Source organism: Thioclava sp. JM3, from assembly GCF_002213185.1.
In the GTDB taxonomy this organism is placed as follows: domain Bacteria; phylum Pseudomonadota; class Alphaproteobacteria; order Rhodobacterales; family Rhodobacteraceae; genus Thioclava; species Thioclava nitratireducens.
This window is the reverse complement of record NZ_NBOB01000001.1, coordinates 328,315-343,965: the sequence shown is the minus strand read 5'-3', so window position 1 is coordinate 343,965 and position 15,651 is coordinate 328,315. Positions and strand designations below refer to the sequence as shown.

Here is a 15,651-nt window from a genome sequence, read left to right as displayed (position 1 = left end):
GGTTTTCCGTGAGGTGCCGCGGGCGCGTCCTCCCTTGCGTCAGGTCAAACCAATGTCATGCTTTCTGCGCTAGGTTTGGCGTGGAATCGCACAGGCAGGAGACAGCGGGATGAAGGATCTGGCCGGGGACAAGGTGCCGCCGCGCAAGGGGACGTCACGCAAGGGGTCGCCGCGCAAGGGCGCGACGGCGGGCGCGGGATCGGCCAATGTGGTGAGCAAGCTCGCGGGCGCCGATCAGCCCCGTACCGAGGAACACAGCGCGGCGCTGGCCTCCTTCGAGGCGCTCGACCGTCTCTCTCACGCGTTGATGGGCCGGGCCGAGGGCGGGCTGTCTCCGATCTCGCTGAGCCTTGCCTGGGCCGATTGGGCGACGCATCTGACCCTCAGCCCCGGCAAACAGGCCGAGCTTGGCTGGAAGGCCGGGCGCAAATGGATGCACCTGTTGCGCGCAATGGCGCCGCACAGCAGCGACGATGTCGAGGCGCAGCCGCTCGAACCGCTGCCGCAGGACCGCCGTTTCTCCGCGCCCGACTGGCAGCAGTTTCCGTACTCCCTCTACGCGCAGAGTTTCCTGCATGCCCAGCAATGGTGGCACAACGCCACGACGGACGTGCGCGGGGTCGAGGCCCGGCACGAACAGATGATGCAGTTCTACGCGCGCCAATGGCTCGACATGGTGGCGCCCACGAATTTCATCGCGACCAATCCGCGAGTGATCGAGCGGACGTTGAAGGAAGGCGGGGTGAACCTCCTGCGCGGGGCGCGCTATTGGGGCGAGGATGCGGTCAAGGCGCTCACCGGCGATACCAAGCCGGAACCCACGCTGATCCCGGGGACCGATGTGGCGCTGACGCCGGGCAAGGTGGTGCTGCGCAACGATCTGATCGAGCTGCTGCAATACGAACCGCGCAGCGAGAAGGTCCATTCGGTGCCGCTGCTGATCGTGCCGGCCTGGATCATGAAATATTACATCCTCGATCTGGAGGAGACGAATTCGCTGATCCGCTGGCTCGTGGGGCAAGGCTTTACCGTTTTCGCGATCTCTTGGAAAAATCCCGACGAGGGCGACCGCGATCTGGGCTTCGACGACTACCGCGAGAAGGGCGTGATGACGGCGCTCGATGCGGTCTGTGCGATCACGGGTGCGGAGAAGGTTCACGGGCTGGGCTATTGCCTCGGCGGGACGCTCCTGTCGGTCGCAGCGGCGGCGATGGCGCGCGATGGCGACGAACGGCTGGCCTCGCTGACGATGTTGGCTGCACAGGTCGATTTTACCGAGGCCGGGGAGCTGAGCCTGTTCACCAATGAAGACCAGCTGAGCCTGATCGAAGATATGATGTGGGAGGAGGGCTATCTCGACAAGACCGCGATGGCGGGTACTTTCACCATGCTCAAGTCGAAGGATCTGATCTGGTCGCAGGCGGTTCATACCTACCTGATGGGCGAGCGCGAGACGGACAGCGCGCTGGCCTCGTGGAGCCACGACGCGACGCGGATGCCCTACCGGATGCATTCGCAATATCTGCGCCGGCTGTTTCTCGACAATGATCTGGCAGAGGGACGCATGGATACGCGCGGCGTGCCGGTCTTCCTGCAGGATATCGAGACGCCGGTCTTCGCCGTCGCGACCGAGGCCGATCACATCGCGCCGTGGCACTCGGTCTTCAAGCTGACATGGTCTCTGCCGGGAGCGGTGAATTTCGCGCTGGTCTCGGGCGGGCACAATACCGGGATCGTGCGTCCGCCGGGTGCGCCGCGGGCGCATTACCGCCTGATGGAGCATCGCCCTGGCATGCCGCATCCCTCCGCCGTGGACTGGGCCTCGGAATGTGCGCCCCGCGACGGGTCGTGGTGGGAGCCTTGGGCGAAATGGCTGCGCAAGACCGGGGACGGGTCCGAGATCGCGCCGCCCCCGATGGGCAAGGGGCGCAAATACCGCGCGCTCTGCGATGCGCCGGGGGCGTACGTGCTGACCCGCTAGCGCTGCTCGACCTCGGGCAGCATCGCGCGCAGCGTCTCGATCCGGTCGGCCTCACCTGGGGGTTTGTCCCAGCGGATTCGCGAGATGCGCGGGAAGCGCATCGCGACGCCGGATTTATGTCGGGTGGAGCGGTTGAGCCCCTCGAAAGCGACCTCCACCACCAGATCGGGCGACAGGGATCGCACCGGGCCAAAGCGTTCCACCGTGTGATTGCGCACGAAACGGTCGAGCTTGCGCAGTTCCTCATCGGTAAAGCCGGAATAGGCCTTGCCCACGGGCACGAGATGCTCTCCCTCCCAGACGCCGAAGGTGAAATCGGAATAGAAGCCCGAGCGTTTGCCATGCCCGCGTTGCGCATAGAGGATCACTGCGTCGATGATCCGCGGGTCGCGCTTCCACTTGAACCACGGCCCCTTGGGGCGGCCCGCCATGTAGGGCGTATCGCGACGTTTCAGCATCACGCCCTCGATCACCACCTCGGGCGGCGCTTCGCGTAACTCGGCGAGATCCTCCCAAGTGTCGAAGGGCAGCAGTTCCGAGACGTCGAAGCGCTCGGGGTTGAGGTCAGCAACAAACGCCTCCAGCCGGGTGCGGCGGGCCTCGAAGGGCAGGGGGCGCAGGTCCTCCTCGCCCGCGATCAGGATATCGTAGAGCCGCAGTGCCGCCGGGTGGGAGGCGAGCATCGCCTTGCCCGGAGATTTCCGCCCCAGCCGCTTCTGCAGATCGCCGAATGGCGCCACCTGATCGCCGCGCCGTACGATCAACTCGCCATCGAGCGCGCCGTCGAATGCCATATGCGCGACTACATCAGGAAAGGCCCCCGAAATATCCTCGCCGGTGCGCGAATAAAGCCGCCTCTCGCCGCCCTCGGCCACGGCCTGCACGCGGATGCCGTCCCATTTCCACTCGGCGGCGAAGTCGTCGGGCGTCAGATCGGTGAGCGCGTCGAGATCGGTGGGAGTCGACAGCATCACCGGACGGAACGGCGCAAAACCTGCGCGCTCGGGCTTTTCGCCGCCCTCGATCCAGTCGAAAAGCGGCTGATAGGGCGGCGATAGCCCGTGCCAGATTTCCTCGATCTCCTCAAGTTCGGGCGTGCCGAGCGAGGCCAGAGCCACCCGGGCAAGCCGCGCCGAGACGCCCACGCGCAGCCCCCCGGTCGCGAGTTTCAAGAGCGCATAGCGTTCCGAGGGCTCGAGCCGGTCCAGCCACCCGGCGATCAGCGGCCCCACGCGGGTCTTGGGCGTGTCCTGCAGGGTCTCGACGATCTCCACCAGATCGAGGTCCTGGGGCGTGTTTTCCTGCGGCCAGATGAGTGCGATCGTCTCGGCCAGATCGCCTACGTAGTCATAGGACAGCGCGAACAGCTCGGGATCGACCCGTTCGCCCACCATCGCGCGCAGGACCGCAGGTTGCGCGCGGCCCAGTTCCAGTTCTCCGGTGAGCGCCGCAAGCGCATAGCCGCGCTCGGGGTCGGGCGCGTGGCGCAAGTAATCGGCCAGCGCGTCGATCTTGGCGTTGCGCCCGGGCGTGAAGGCGAGACGTTCGAGAAGGACCGCGAAGGCTTTCATTCCGGCTCCTCCTCGTAGCCCACAAGATGGAGCGGACGGGCCACGCGCCCCTCCAGTTCCGCCCAGCGCATCAGCGCCTCCTCGCGGCCATGGGTGATCCACAGCTCGGACGGGTCGATCTCGCGCACCGTGCGCGTAAGGTCCACCCAGTCGATATGGTCCGAGATCACCAGCGGCAGCTCGACGCCGCGCTGGCGGGCGCGGGCGCGGATTTGCATCCACCCCGAGGCGAAAGAGATCACCGGGTCGGCGAAGCGCTGTACCCAAGGTGAGGAAAAGGCCGAGGGCGGCGCGATCACCAGCGCCTCGCGCAGCTCCCGCGCCTCTGCCTTGTCCATCGTGGCGGGGCGCAGATCGCCCAAGGGGATGCCCTGCTCCAGGTGGTAGTCGCAGAGCCGCTGCAGCGCGCCGTGGATGTAGATCGGCGCGTCATAGCCCGCCTCGCGCGCGAGCATGATGACGCGCTGCGCCTTGCCCAGCGCATAGGCGCCCACCAGATGCGGTCGCTCGGGGGCTGCGCGCATCGAGGCCATCAGCTTCGCCATCTCTTCGGCAGGATCGGGATGCTTGAAGACCGGCAGCGCGAAGGTGGCCTCGGTGATGAACGTGTCGCAGGGCACCGGCTCGAAAGGCGCGCAGGACGGGTTCGCGACGCGCGCGTAATCGCCCGAGGCCACGATCCGCTGGCCGCGATGCGTGATCGCGATCTGCGCCGAGCCCAGCACATGCCCCGCCGGATGAAAGCTGACATCCACGCCCCCCACCGAGAGCGGCCCCTCGTAAGCCTGCCGCTGTCCTGCGAAATCCTCGCCATAGCGGATCGCCATGATCTCCAGCGTCTGGCGCGTGGCCAGCACATGCCCGTGGCCTGCGCGCGCGTGATCGGCGTGGCCATGCGTGATCAGCGCACGCGCCACGGGACGACTCGGGTCGATGTAGAAATTGCCGCTCGGGCAATAGAGCCCCTCGGGGCGCGGGATCAGAAGCGGCTCGGCCATCGGTCTTTCACTTACGGTAACGCTCGAAATGCATACGCGAGGGCGCGCGCCCGGCCCAAATTTTCGGCAATCGCCCTAGGGCAAGCTTTTCGCGCGACGATTGTTCCAAATCAAACGATCTTCGGCGCGCCCATGTTAGGGTTACGCTATCCAGTCACAAGGGAGGCTTACATGGCAGAGAAGAAATCCCCACCCGGCATGAACATGGCCGGCTGCATGCCGGTGCCGGATATGGGTTCGGTAAGCTCGGTGATGGCACCGCAGCTCAAAATGATGGAATCGATGATCGCGCAGAACATCGAACTGCTCGAATTCCTGAAAGCCCGGTTCGAGCGTGATCAGGAAATGGTCAACCAGCTGTCGGAAACTGCCGATCCGATGCGCGCGATGACGCTCTGGGGTGAGTTCTGGCAGCGTACGGCCAGCGATTACACCGCCGAGATGACCAAGCTCGCCACCTCGATGACGGGGATCGCGGAACGCGCGGTGCGCTCTGCCACCGAAGAGGGCGAAGCGCTCGCCAAGGCGGTCGGAAAAAAGTGACGCCTCGGGTCGGCAAGCACGGGGTGAGCCTCGGCGGCGTGCCGGTCTGAGCGATCCGAAAACGCGTTGGCGCGGCAAGCCGGAGGGGCTCGCCGCGCGCAGTGCCGTTTGCGGCCAGTTTGCGGGCTTACTTCTTGTAGATCCAGCCGCCGCCGAAGATGCGGCTGTCCTCGGGCGCGTAGAACACGCAGGCCTGTCCGGGGCTGACGCCTTCCTCTGGCACGACCAGTTCGACCTCGGCCTCGGTCTCCGAGACGGGGCGGATGATCGCCTCGCGCGGCGGGCGGGTCGAGCGGACCTTGACCTTCAGGTGCCATTCCGCGCGCGAGGTGAAGGGCTCGTCGCCTAGCCAGTTGATCTCGCGCACGGGGATGGTGCGGGTCGACAGCGCCTCTTTGGGGCCGACGACGACATGGCGCGTCTCGGGGTCGAGCTTCACAACGTAAAGCGGATCTTCCAGTCCGCCGATGCCGAGCCCGCGCCGCTGACCGATCGTGTAATGGATCACGCCGCGATGCTGGCCGAGCACGTTGCCCTCCATGTCGACGATATCGCCGGGATCGGCGGCGCCGGGGCGCAGCTTCTCGATGACGCTTGCGTAGTTCCCGTTCGGCACGAAGCAGATATCCTGACTGTCGGGTTTGTCGGCCACCGCCAGCCCGTATTTCGCCGCCAGTTCCCGCGTCGCATCCTTCGAGGGCAGGTGGCCCAGCGGGAAGCGCAGGTAATCGAGCTGCTCCGGCGTGGTCGAGAACAGGAAATAGCTCTGATCGCGGTTCGGATCGGCCGCGCAATGCAACTCGGGCCCGGCCGCGCCGTCCTTGCGCTGGATGTAATGGCCCGTCGCCATGCAATCGGCATCGAGATCCTTCGCCGTCTCCAGCAGATCCTTGAACTTCACGCGCTCGTTGCAGCGGATGCAGGGAACCGGCGTCGCGCCACCCAGATAGGCGTCGGCGAATTCGTCGATCACCGCCTCGCGGAACGTGTTCTCGTAATCGAGCACGTAATGCGGGAAGCCCATCTCCTCGGCGACGCGGCGGGCATCGTGGATATCCTGCCCCGCGCAGCACGCACCTTTCTTGGCCAGCGCCGCGCCGTGGTCGTAAAGCTGCAGCGTCACGCCCACCACGTCATAGCCTTCCTCGGCGAGTTTCGCGGCCACGACCGAGCTATCGACGCCGCCCGACATGGCGACGACGACGCGGGTGTCCGCGGGCGGTTTGGCGAAACCGAGCGAATTGAGCGGCAGATCCTTGGGCATGATGAAGCGTCCTTTAACGAGACGTGCAGCAATATAGGAAAATGCGACCCACTCTCAACCCCGCGTTTCACGCAGTGTTAACGGCGTGCGCACCAATGTGGCCGGCGTGAAGAGCTTGAAGGGGTGAGCCCATGTATCTCAAGAAAGTCGACGGCCCGCGCGCGGTGACCCTCGCCGACGGCACGATCCTGACCCGTGCCGATCTGCCTTCTCCGAAAACCCGAAGATGGGTGGCCAGCCGAAAAGCCGTAATCGTGCAGGCGGTCGCGCATGATCTGATCTCGCGCGATGAGGTGCTGGAGCGCTACGGGCTCTCCGACGAGGAGCTCGACCTCTGGATCGAAGCGATCGAAAGGCACGGGATTCAAGGGCTTAAGGTGACCGCGATCCAGAAGCTCAAACAGCTTTAGGTTGCACCCTCGCGGAAACGTGAGAAGGTAACCCGGTGTTAACCATTTGATGTAAGTCTCGACCTGATCGAGGGATTAATGCGGAGAACCCAGAATGCGTATTTTATTGGTGGAAGACGACCCGACGACCTCGCGCAGTATCGAATTGATGCTGACCCATGCGAATCTCAACGTCTATTGCACCGATCTGGGTGAAGAAGGCATCGATCTCGCGAAACTCTACGATTACGACCTGATCCTGCTTGACCTCAATCTGCCCGACATGAACGGGCACGAGGTGTTGCGCCAGCTGCGCCTGTCGAAGATCGACACGCCGATTCTGATCCTCACCGGGGCCGACGATACCGAAAACAAGATCAAGGGATTCGGCTTCGGCGCCGATGACTACATGACGAAGCCCTTTCACCGCGAGGAACTGGTGGCGCGCATTCACGCGATCATCCGCCGGTCCAAGGGCCATGCGCAATCGATCATCCGCACCGGCAAGATCTCGGTCAATCTCGATGCGAAGACGGTCGAGGTCGATGGCAAGCCGGTGCATCTGACCGGCAAGGAATACCAGATGCTCGAACTGCTCAGCCTCCGGAAGGGCACGACCCTGACCAAGGAGATGTTTCTGAACCATCTCTACGGCGGCATGGACGAGCCCGAATTGAAGATCATCGACGTTTTCATCTGCAAGCTGCGCAAGAAACTCGCCGATGCCACCGAAGGCGAGAATTACATCGAAACCGTCTGGGGCCGTGGCTACGTGCTGCGCGATCCCGACCCTTCGGAGTTGGAGCGGCGCATCGCCATGGGCGCCTGACTTCACAAAGCCGGCGATCTCCGTCGTCACGGCTCTTTACGCCCCCTCGGCGCTTGCCTAAACCAAGGTCAGCACGAGGGGGTTTTCCATGTCCGAGCCAAGCCGCACCGAGATCGACGCGCTGAGCGAGGCCGAGGCCCGCGCAGAAATGCCCAGCCTGATCGCCAAGATCGAGGCGGCCAATACCGCCTATCATACTCATGATGCGCCCGAGATTTCGGATGCGGAATATGACGCGCTCAAGCAACGCCTCGCAGCGATCGAGGCGAAATTTCCCGCGTTGAAATCCGAGCAATCGCCCACCGAACAGGTTGGCGGCCAACTCGCGGAAGGCTTCGGCAAGATCACCCATGCGATCCGCATGATGAGCCTCGCCAATGCCTTTTCTGACGAGGAGGTGACCGAGTTCGACGAAAGTGTCCGCAGCTTCCTCGGTCTAAAATCCGACGCAAAGCTGAACTACACGGCCGAGCCGAAGATCGACGGGCTGTCGCTCTCGATCCGCTACGAGAAGGGCAAGCTGATCCATGCCGCCACGCGCGGCGACGGTGCGGTCGGTGAGAACGTGACCGAGAACGCACGCACCATCGACGACATTCCGACCTCGATCGCGGATGCGCCGGACGTGCTGGAAGTGCGCGGCGAAGTCTATATGAGCCATGCCGATTTCGACGCGCTCAACAGCCGCAACGAGGCCGCGGGCGAAAAGCGTTTCGCCAATCCGCGCAACGCCGCCGCTGGATCCTTGCGCCAACTCGACCCGAAAGTGACCGCGTCGCGCCCTCTGAAGTTCTTTGCCTATGCCTGGGGGGAGCTTTCCGCGCCGCTGGCCGAGACCCAGATCGAGGCCATCGCGCGGCTGCAATCCCTCGGCTTCCAGACCAACCCGCTGACCGAGCTTTGCGACGGACCTGCTGACATGCTCGCCCATTACCGCGAGATCGAGGCAAAGCGCGCCACGCTCGGCTACGATATCGACGGCGTCGTCTACAAGGTGAACGACCTCGCGCTGCAGCGCCGCCTCGGCTTCCGCTCGACCACGCCGCGTTGGGCGATCGCGCATAAATTCCCCGCCGAGCTTGCCTGGACGCAGCTCGAAGGGATCGACATTCAGGTCGGTCGCACCGGCGCGCTCTCGCCGGTCGCGCGGCTGACGCCGGTGACGGTGGGCGGCGTGGTCGTCTCGAACGCGACGCTGCATAACGAGGATTACATCGCCGGGCGCGATTCCAAGGGCGCGGAAATTCGCGGCGGCAAGGATATCCGCGTCGGCGACTGGGTGCAGGTCTATCGCGCGGGGGACGTGATCCCGAAGATCGCCGATGTCGATCTCGCGCGCCGCCCCGAAGATGCGGTGCCCTACGACTTTCCGACCCATTGCCCTCGCTGCGGATCCGAGGCGATCCGCGAAGAGGGCGATGCGGTGCGCCGCTGCACCGGCGGGCTGATCTGCCCCGCGCAAGCGGTCGAAAAGCTGAAACATTTCGTCTCTCGCGCGGCTTTCGACATCGAAGGTCTCGGCGCGAAACAGGTCGAGCAATTCTACGAGGATGGCTGGATCAAGGAACCCGCCGACATCTTCACGCTGGAAGAGCGCTACGGGCAGGGCATCCAGCAGCTCAAGAACCGCGAGGGCTGGGGAGAGAAATCGGCGCGCAACCTCTTTGCCGCCATCGCAGAGAAACGCAGGATTCCGCTGCAACGCCTGATCTTCGCGCTCGGCATCCGTCATGTCGGTGAGACGAGCGCAGGGATGCTTGCCACACATTACGGCACATGGGACGCGTTCGAGACCGCGATGACGCAGGCAGACTGCGGCCAGGGCCCGGAATGGGACGATCTGATCTCGATCGACGGCGTCGGCGAGACGCTCGCGACCTCGGTCGTGACGACGTTCCAGCAAGAGGCCGAGCGCGCCTCGATCGACCGTCTCACCGCGCATCTGAGTGTCGAGGAGGCCGAGAAGCCGAAATCCGACAGTCCGGTTTCGGGCCTCACCGTCGTTTTCACCGGGACGCTGGAGAAGATGACCCGGGCCGAGGCGAAGGCGCGGGCGGAGGCGCTTGGCGCGAAGGTCTCGGGGTCCGTCAGCGCCAAGACCGACCTGCTCGTCGCGGGGCCGGGCGCTGGATCGAAAGCCAAGAAAGCGGCCGAGTTGAACATCCGCGTCATCGACGAGGATGAATGGATCGCGCTCGCGGGGGGCGCATGAGCACCCGGCCCTCCGAACTGTTCGAGCTCTTCGCCGAGCTCGACAGTCTCGCGGGCGTCGGTCCGAAAACGGCCAAGCATTTCGAGGGGTTGGGGATCACCCGCCCGCGCGACGTGTTGTTTACCTTGCCCTATTCGGTGATCGATCGCCGTCCTGTCGCGACCGTGCAAGGCGTGCCCGCGGGCACTACTGTCACCGTCGAAGTGACGATCGGAGCCCATAGTCCTGCGCGTAAACAGGGCGCGCCAGACCGGGTTCTGTGCCATGACGCGCAGGGCGACATCACGCTGGTCTTCTTCCGCGCGCGGGGCGACTGGCTCGCGAAACAGATGCCCAACGGGGCGCGGCGGATCATTTCGGGCAAGCTCGAGATTTATGACGGGCAGGCGCAGATCGTGCATCCAGATTACATCCTGCCACCCGAAAATGCGGGCGAGATGCCCCGCTTCGAGCCGGTCTATCCGCTCACCGCCGGCGTCACGCAAAAGCTGATGGCGAAGGCGGCCGAGGGGGCCTTGGCGCGTGCGCCGGACCTGCCCGAATGGATCGACGCTGCGCTCAAGCGCCGCGAGGGCTGGCCGGATTGGCGCGACGCGGTGCAAACGGCGCATCACCCTGAAAAGATTGACGATCTCGCGGCCACAGCGCCGGCGCGCGCGCGCCTCGCCTATGACGAGCTTTTCGCGCATCAGATGACACTCGCGCTCGCCCGGCGCCAGTCGCGGCGCAAGAAGGGTCGGGTGACGCGCGGCACGGGCAAGCTCTCGGCGCAGGTTCTGGCCAGCCTGCCGTACAAGCCGACCGGTGCGCAGACCCGCGCGATCGCCGAAATCGCGGGCGATATGGGCTCCGAGCGGCGAATGAACCGGCTGCTGCAGGGCGATGTCGGCGCGGGCAAGACGCTGGTCGCCTTCATGGCGCTGCTGACGGCGGTCGAGGCTGGCGGGCAGGGCGTGATGATGGCGCCCACGGAAATTCTCGCGCGCCAGCATCTGGAAGGTCTGGCGCCGCTGGCCGAGGCGGCGGGCGTCCGGCTGGAGATTCTGACCGGGCGCGACAAGGGGGCGGAGCGGGCGCGCAAGCTCGTCGATCTGGCCTCGGGCGCGATCGGTATCCTCGTGGGCACCCATGCGGTTTTTCAGAAAGACGTGGAATTTCAGGATTTGCGGCTTTCCGTGATCGACGAACAGCATCGCTTCGGCGTGGCGCAACGGATGGAGCTGGGTGCCAAGGGGCAGGCGGTCGACGTGCTGGTCATGACCGCGACGCCGATCCCGCGCTCGCTCGCGCTGGCGCAATATGGTGACATGGATGTGAGCCTTCTCGACGAGAAGCCACCGGGTCGGACGCCGGTCAAGACCGCGCTCGTCGCGATGGAGCGGATGGGAGAGGTGGTCGAGCATCTGCGCAAGGCGGTGTCCGAGGGGCGGCAGGCCTATTGGGTCTGCCCGCTGGTCGAAGAGAGCGAGCGCGTCGATCTGAGCTCCGCCACCGACCGCTTTCTGGCGCTGCGCGCAGCGCTTGGCGACGATGTCGTGGGGCTGGTTCACGGCCAGATGCCCTCCGCCGAGAAAGACGCCGCGATGGCGGCCTTCGTGAAGGGGCAGACACGCGTGCTGGTCGCGACGACGGTGATCGAGGTGGGCGTGAACGTGCCCAACGCCTCGATCATGGTGATCGAGCGGGCCGAGAGTTTCGGTCTCGCGCAGCTCCATCAGCTGCGCGGGCGGGTCGGGCGCGGCGCTGCGGCCTCGACCTGCCTGATGATCTACCAGAGCCCGCTGAGCGAGACGGCAGAACGACGCCTGTCGATCCTGCGCGAAAGCGAGGACGGGTTCCGCATCGCCGAGGAAGACCTCGCCATGCGGGGCGCGGGCGATGTGATCGGCACGGCGCAGTCGGGCCTGCCGCGTTTCCGCGTGGCGGACCTTGAACGTCAGGCCGGTCTGATGGCGGTGGCGCAGTCGGATGCGCGCAAGCTCCTGTCCGACGATCCCGAGCTGAGCGGCCCGCGCGGACAGGCGGCGCGGGTGCTGCTGTGGCTGATGGAACAGGACCGCGCGATCCGCCTGATCGGCATCGGCTGAGCCCGGTTCGACTCACGTTCTCCTCCAGTGTTCTCAAATGTTCCTAAAAAGTTCTTTACACGCGACGTCAATTATGAGAACAAAGTAGCAACAGAGGGAATGGAGGTGCCAGATGGCCAAGGAAATCAAGGAGCTTCTCGACCGCAATCACAGCACGCTGCTGGCCGACGCCGTAGGGGGCATCGCGCTTTGCGCAAGCTTCATCATGGCGCTTTGGCTGCCGGGGCTCCTCTAAGCCCGACCTGTCTCATCGTTACTGCCTCGCGCTTTTTGGCTGCCGCACCTGTCCCAAACCCGCGGCTTTGCCTGTCCCCCAGGCCCGCCTGTCCGTAAAGCGCAACCTTCAGCCGCCGCTCTTTCGAGTGGCGGCTTTTTTTATCGCGTAGAAGAGAGTTTAGCGGCTCAGCACTGCTCGAGCGCTTCGAGCGTCGCCTCGGGGGCGAGCAGGATCGAGCCATGCCGGTTGGGGTAGTCGCGCGCGGCTTGCAGTACTTCATAATCGCCGAAGGGCGCATCGGGGACAGGGCCGCCCTTGAGCATCTCGGCCAGCTGATCGCGCAGCTTCGCGATCTCATCGCGCGTGCGGCCCACGACCTGGGCCCCGAAGATCGCAGCAGAAGCCTGACCCAGCGCGCAGGCATGTACGGTCTGGCTATAGCCGGTCACGCGGCCGTCTGCGCAGGTCAGCGCGACTTCGACTGTGGAGCCGCAAAGCGGCGCGCGCTTGCGCATGGTCACGTCGGGCTCGGGCAGCGGATCGGTGCCCGGCATATCGGCGGCCAGCGCCAGAATACGCTGCGAATAGAGCTTGATCAGATCGGTGTCGCTCATCTCTTTCCCCTTCGGCCCGTCCGGCGTAGATAGGACCTGAGCCACAGGAAGGAAAGAGCAGATGCCATTCGATCCCGCCAGCTTGACCTATGACGCCAACGGTTTGATCCCCGCCATCGCGCAGGATGCGCTGTCGGGCGATATCCTGATGATGGCATGGATGAACGCTGAGAGCGTTACGAGAACACTCGAAACAGGGCGCGTAACCTATTGGTCGCGCTCGCGGCAATCGTTCTGGGTAAAGGGCGAGACCTCGGGCCATGTGCAGCGCCTGCGCGAGATGCGGGTGGATTGCGACCGCGACACGCTTCTGGTGCTGGTGGAGCAGGAAGGCCCGGCCTGCCACACCAATCGCCGGTCGTGCTTCTATACCGCGATCCGCGATGGCGAGGAGGTCGAGATCCTCACGCCGATGGAAGATTGAGAGCGACCCTTCGGGGAGGATATTTCCGTCAAGAGGAAGCGGGTAGCCCGACCATGCGGCGAATCTCGTCCGGGGTGACCCCATCCTCGCGGTATTTCGCAATCGCGCGGGCGTCGTCGCGCTTGGCGAGGCGCTTGCCGTTCTCGTCTCGGATTAGCTCGTGATGGCAATAAGTTGGCGTGAGAAGTTCGAGTAGTCTCTGAAGCAGCACGTGGATCTGCGTGGCGTCGAACAGGTCTGCGCCGCGTGTGACATGGGTAATGCCCTGTGCGGCATCGTCTAGCACCACGGCGAGGTGATAGGACGTACCCATCTCGCGGCGTGCAAGCACGACATCGCCCACCTTCTCGATCAGATCGGCGCGAGAGATGTGATGCGTGCCTTTGTGCAGCGCGCAGATTTCCTCGAAGCGGATATCGCGGGCGGCGCGGGTCATATTCAGCCGCAAGGCGCTTTCAGGCAGCGGAGCCCCGGGTCGGCGCGCGCCGCGCTCGCGGCAGGTGCCAGGATAGATCAGCCCGTCGGGCCCGTATTGCGCGCCTTCCTGCGGTGCGGAGGCGGCTGCCTCAATGTCGCGGCGGGTGCAGGAGCATGCAAAGAGAAGATCGCTTTCCCAAAGTCTTTCAAGGGCTTCGCGATAGAGGTTCAAGCGATCCGATTGGCGCAGAACCGGCCCGTCCCAAGACAGCCCGAGCCAGTGTAGATCGTCGTAGATCTGCTGTTCCCAGTGCGGGCGCGCGCGGCTCTGGTCGATGTCTTCGATGCGCAGCAAGAACTGCCCGCCCGCGTTGCGCGCCATGTCATGCGCTAGGATCGCGCTATAGGCATGGCCCAGATGCAGCGGGCCCGTTGGCGAGGGGGCGAAGCGTGTGATCATCGACGCGCGCACCCTGCCAAATCAGCCGCCCGCGCGGCGATCCGCATGCGCCTGATAGATCAGGATCCAGGCGAGCGCGATGAACATCGGATGCGTCAGGCCGCCCGAGAAGATGATCGCCGGAACCCAGATCACGAAGACGAGGATCGCAAGGAAGATGCGCCCGATCAGCAGGATCGAAAGCGGTGGCAGAAACAGGGCCAGAACGTAGTTCATACGGTCTCTCCTTGATGTGCCAGCCAGTCGCCGAAGACCGTCTTGGCGCGATCGGTATAGGCCTTGTAGCGGTCTTTGCGGCCACGCCGCCCGCCCTTGGCGTCGATCGGCGGGAAGAGCCCGAAATTGACATTCATCGGTTGGAACGTCTTCGCCTCGGCCCCCCCTGTGATGTGGGTGATCAACGCCCCCATCGCGGTTTCGGGTCCCGGTGGCGGCAACTCGCGGCCCTGAAGCTCCGCAGCGGCCATGCGACCCGCCAGAAGGCCCATCGCGGCGCTTTCGACATAGCCTTCAACGCCGGTGATCTGGCCCGCGAAGCGCAGGTTCGGGTGCGATTTGAGCCGCATCTGAGCATCGAGGAGCGTCGGCGAATTGATGAAGGTGTTGCGGTGAATCCCGCCGAGACGCGCAAACTTGGCATCCTGAAGCCCCGGAATCATCCGGAAAACAGCAGCTTGCGCGCCGTACTTCATCTTGGTCTGGAAGCCCACGATATTGTAGAGCGTGCCGAGCGCGTTGTCGCGGCGCAGCTGCACCACCGCCCAAGCCTTGGTCTGCGGATCGTGCTCGTTGGTCAGGCCGACCGGTTTCATCGGCCCGTGGCGCAGGGTCTCGCGACCGCGTTCAGCCATCACCTCGATCGGCAGGCAGCCGTCGAAATAGCCCGCGGTCTCGCCCTCGTGGAACTCGGTCTTGTCGGCCTCGAGCAGCGCGTCGATGAAGGCCTCGTATTGGTCCTTCGTCATCGGGCAGTTGATATAGGCCGTGCGCTCTTCCTCGGTCTCGCCCTTGTCGTAGCGCGACTGGCGCCATGCGACGGACATGTCGATCGTGTCGGCATAGACGATGGGCGCGATGGCGTCAAAGAAGGCCAGTCGCTCTTCGCCGGTGGCTTGCAGGATAGCTTTGCCGAGGCTCTCAGACGTCAGAGGCCCGGTCGCAAAGATCCATTTTCCCTCTGAAGGAAGCTCCGTAACTTCTTCCTCCGTAAAGGAAATGTTCTCGTGGGCGCGAAGCGCCTCGGTCACCGATTGCGAAAACGCCTCGCGGTCCACGGCCAGCGCGCCGCCTGCGGGCAGACGGTGCTTGCGCGCGGTCTCCATGATCAGCCCGTTCGCGGCGCCCATCTCCCAATGGAGCTGACCCACGGCGTTGCGTTCGTGATCGTCCGAGCGGAACGAGTTCGAGCAGACCATCTCGGCATAGTTACCGGTCTGGTGCGCGAAGGTTTCGACCTTGGGGCGCATCTCGTGCAGCACCACGCGGATGCCGGCATTCGCCGCCTGCCAGGCCGCTTCCGAGCCCGCCATGCCACCGCCGACGATATGGAGTTCTTCTGTCATGGCCGCTCATGTAGTGGTCAAAGCGGCAAAAGGGAAGGCCGATCCGCGGAGGGAAAACGGGAAACGGCCCGGAGCATCCCCGG

15 protein-coding genes are annotated in these 15,651 nt (G+C 64.7%); 8 read left to right on the top strand and 7 right to left on the bottom strand.

Features of this window, described 5'->3' with window-relative positions; genetic code table 11:
- Window positions 1-109: 109 nt before the first annotated feature.
- On the top strand, window positions 110-1,981 hold the full coding sequence (locus B6V73_RS01610; RefSeq protein ID WP_088724338.1) for an alpha/beta fold hydrolase: 1,872 nt from the start codon (window positions 110-112) through the stop codon (window positions 1,979-1,981).
- On the opposite strand, the gene B6V73_RS01605 is transcribed toward B6V73_RS01610, so the two are convergent.
- Together B6V73_RS01605 and B6V73_RS01600 are read right to left on the bottom strand one after the other, a co-directional pair.
- Window positions 1,978-3,552 carry a cisplatin damage response ATP-dependent DNA ligase gene (locus B6V73_RS01605; RefSeq protein WP_088724337.1) on the bottom strand — a complete coding sequence of 525 codons (1,575 nt, stop codon included), beginning with the start codon at window positions 3,550-3,552 and terminating at the stop codon, window positions 1,978-1,980. The two genes, B6V73_RS01610 and B6V73_RS01605, sit on opposite strands and share 4 nt — an antisense overlap.
- A complete protein-coding gene (locus B6V73_RS01600) occupies window positions 3,549-4,550 on the bottom strand; it encodes a ligase-associated DNA damage response exonuclease (protein ID WP_088724336.1) in 1,002 nt (333 codons plus the stop codon). The genes B6V73_RS01605 and B6V73_RS01600 overlap by 4 nt, the downstream gene beginning before the upstream one ends.
- A gap of 171 nt (window positions 4,551-4,721) precedes the next feature.
- Here B6V73_RS01600 and B6V73_RS01595 point away from each other — a divergent pair, with 171 nt between their 5' ends.
- The gene (locus B6V73_RS01595) at window positions 4,722-5,093 is read left to right on the top strand and encodes a phasin family protein (protein ID WP_075774876.1); all 372 of its coding nucleotides are present in this window, start codon (window positions 4,722-4,724) and stop codon (window positions 5,091-5,093) included.
- A gap of 127 nt (window positions 5,094-5,220) precedes the next feature.
- Here the strand turns inward: B6V73_RS01595 and mnmA are convergent, their stop codons facing one another.
- Window positions 5,221-6,357: a tRNA 2-thiouridine(34) synthase MnmA gene (gene mnmA, locus B6V73_RS01590; protein WP_088724335.1), complete on the bottom strand. Its 1,137-nt coding sequence runs from the start codon at window positions 6,355-6,357 to the stop codon at window positions 5,221-5,223.
- A 131-nt stretch (window positions 6,358-6,488) separates the two neighbouring features.
- On the opposite strand from mnmA, the gene B6V73_RS01585 reads away from it, so the two are divergent.
- The 5 genes from B6V73_RS01585 to B6V73_RS21310 all read left to right on the top strand — a co-directional run bounded on the left by B6V73_RS01585 (window position 6,489) and on the right by B6V73_RS21310 (window position 12,109).
- Window positions 6,489-6,767 carry a DUF1153 domain-containing protein gene (locus B6V73_RS01585; RefSeq protein ID WP_075774874.1) on the top strand — a complete coding sequence of 93 codons (279 nt, stop codon included), beginning with the start codon at window positions 6,489-6,491 and terminating at the stop codon, window positions 6,765-6,767.
- 94 nt (window positions 6,768-6,861) lie between these two features.
- The gene (locus tag B6V73_RS01580) at window positions 6,862-7,575 is read left to right on the top strand and encodes a response regulator transcription factor (protein ID WP_075774873.1); all 714 of its coding nucleotides are present in this window, start codon (window positions 6,862-6,864) and stop codon (window positions 7,573-7,575) included.
- An 88-nt stretch (window positions 7,576-7,663) separates the two neighbouring features.
- Window positions 7,664-9,787: an NAD-dependent DNA ligase LigA gene (ligA, locus tag B6V73_RS01575; RefSeq protein ID WP_088722807.1), complete on the top strand. Its 2,124-nt coding sequence runs from the start codon at window positions 7,664-7,666 to the stop codon at window positions 9,785-9,787.
- Window positions 9,784-11,874 (top strand): ATP-dependent DNA helicase RecG, encoded by a 2,091-nt coding sequence (gene recG / locus B6V73_RS01570; RefSeq protein WP_088724503.1) that lies wholly within the window; start codon window positions 9,784-9,786, stop codon window positions 11,872-11,874. The genes ligA and recG overlap by 4 nt, the downstream gene beginning before the upstream one ends.
- A 112-nt stretch (window positions 11,875-11,986) precedes the next feature.
- Window positions 11,987-12,109: a hypothetical protein gene (locus B6V73_RS21310; RefSeq protein ID WP_255266459.1), complete on the top strand. Its 123-nt coding sequence runs from the start codon at window positions 11,987-11,989 to the stop codon at window positions 12,107-12,109.
- A 167-nt stretch (window positions 12,110-12,276) separates the two neighbouring features.
- Here B6V73_RS21310 and B6V73_RS01565 read toward each other — a convergent pair whose 3' ends face one another.
- On the bottom strand, window positions 12,277-12,705 hold the full coding sequence (locus B6V73_RS01565; protein WP_075774871.1) for an iron-sulfur cluster assembly scaffold protein: 429 nt from the start codon (window positions 12,703-12,705) through the stop codon (window positions 12,277-12,279).
- Window positions 12,706-12,766: 61 nt separating this feature from the next.
- Between B6V73_RS01565 and hisI the strand changes: the two genes are divergently transcribed.
- Complete coding sequence (gene hisI, locus B6V73_RS01560; RefSeq protein WP_088718574.1) at window positions 12,767-13,129, top strand: phosphoribosyl-AMP cyclohydrolase; 363 nt, start codon at window positions 12,767-12,769, stop codon at window positions 13,127-13,129.
- 28 nt (window positions 13,130-13,157) lie between these two features.
- Here the strand turns inward: hisI and gluQRS are convergent, their stop codons facing one another.
- The 3 genes from gluQRS to trmFO are packed head-to-tail and all read right to left on the bottom strand — an operon-like array spanning window position 13,158 to window position 15,568.
- The gene (gluQRS, locus tag B6V73_RS01555; protein WP_088724334.1) at window positions 13,158-14,006 is read right to left on the bottom strand and encodes a tRNA glutamyl-Q(34) synthetase GluQRS; all 849 of its coding nucleotides are present in this window, start codon (window positions 14,004-14,006) and stop codon (window positions 13,158-13,160) included.
- Between the two features lie 21 nt (window positions 14,007-14,027).
- Entirely contained in the window at window positions 14,028-14,222 is a 195-nt protein-coding gene (locus B6V73_RS01550; protein ID WP_075774868.1) for a hypothetical protein, read from the bottom strand.
- Complete coding sequence (gene trmFO, locus B6V73_RS01545) at window positions 14,219-15,568, bottom strand: methylenetetrahydrofolate--tRNA-(uracil(54)-C(5))-methyltransferase (FADH(2)-oxidizing) TrmFO (protein ID WP_075774867.1); 1,350 nt, start codon at window positions 15,566-15,568, stop codon at window positions 14,219-14,221. Before trmFO ends, B6V73_RS01550 begins: the two co-directional genes overlap by 4 nt.
- Window positions 15,569-15,651 lie beyond the last annotated feature (83 nt).

Coding starts and splice junctions, on each gene's coding strand:
- B6V73_RS01610 (WP_088724338.1), top strand. CDS start 110: ATGAAGGATCTGGCCGGGGACAAGGTGCCGCCGCGCAAGGGGACGTCA.
- B6V73_RS01605 (WP_088724337.1), bottom strand. CDS start 3,552: ATGAAAGCCTTCGCGGTCCTTCTCGAACGTCTCGCCTTCACGCCCGGG.
- B6V73_RS01600 (WP_088724336.1), bottom strand. CDS start 4,550: ATGGCCGAGCCGCTTCTGATCCCGCGCCCCGAGGGGCTCTATTGCCCG.
- B6V73_RS01595 (WP_075774876.1), top strand. CDS start 4,722: ATGGCAGAGAAGAAATCCCCACCCGGCATGAACATGGCCGGCTGCATG.
- mnmA (WP_088724335.1), bottom strand. CDS start 6,357: ATGCCCAAGGATCTGCCGCTCAATTCGCTCGGTTTCGCCAAACCGCCC.
- B6V73_RS01585 (WP_075774874.1), top strand. CDS start 6,489: ATGTATCTCAAGAAAGTCGACGGCCCGCGCGCGGTGACCCTCGCCGAC.
- B6V73_RS01580 (WP_075774873.1), top strand. CDS start 6,862: ATGCGTATTTTATTGGTGGAAGACGACCCGACGACCTCGCGCAGTATC.
- ligA (WP_088722807.1), top strand. CDS start 7,664: ATGTCCGAGCCAAGCCGCACCGAGATCGACGCGCTGAGCGAGGCCGAG.
- recG (WP_088724503.1), top strand. CDS start 9,784: ATGAGCACCCGGCCCTCCGAACTGTTCGAGCTCTTCGCCGAGCTCGAC.
- B6V73_RS21310 (WP_255266459.1), top strand. CDS start 11,987: ATGGCCAAGGAAATCAAGGAGCTTCTCGACCGCAATCACAGCACGCTG.
- B6V73_RS01565 (WP_075774871.1), bottom strand. CDS start 12,705: ATGAGCGACACCGATCTGATCAAGCTCTATTCGCAGCGTATTCTGGCG.
- hisI (WP_088718574.1), top strand. CDS start 12,767: ATGCCATTCGATCCCGCCAGCTTGACCTATGACGCCAACGGTTTGATC.
- gluQRS (WP_088724334.1), bottom strand. CDS start 14,006: ATGATCACACGCTTCGCCCCCTCGCCAACGGGCCCGCTGCATCTGGGC.
- B6V73_RS01550 (WP_075774868.1), bottom strand. CDS start 14,222: ATGAACTACGTTCTGGCCCTGTTTCTGCCACCGCTTTCGATCCTGCTG.
- trmFO (WP_075774867.1), bottom strand. CDS start 15,568: ATGACAGAAGAACTCCATATCGTCGGCGGTGGCATGGCGGGCTCGGAA.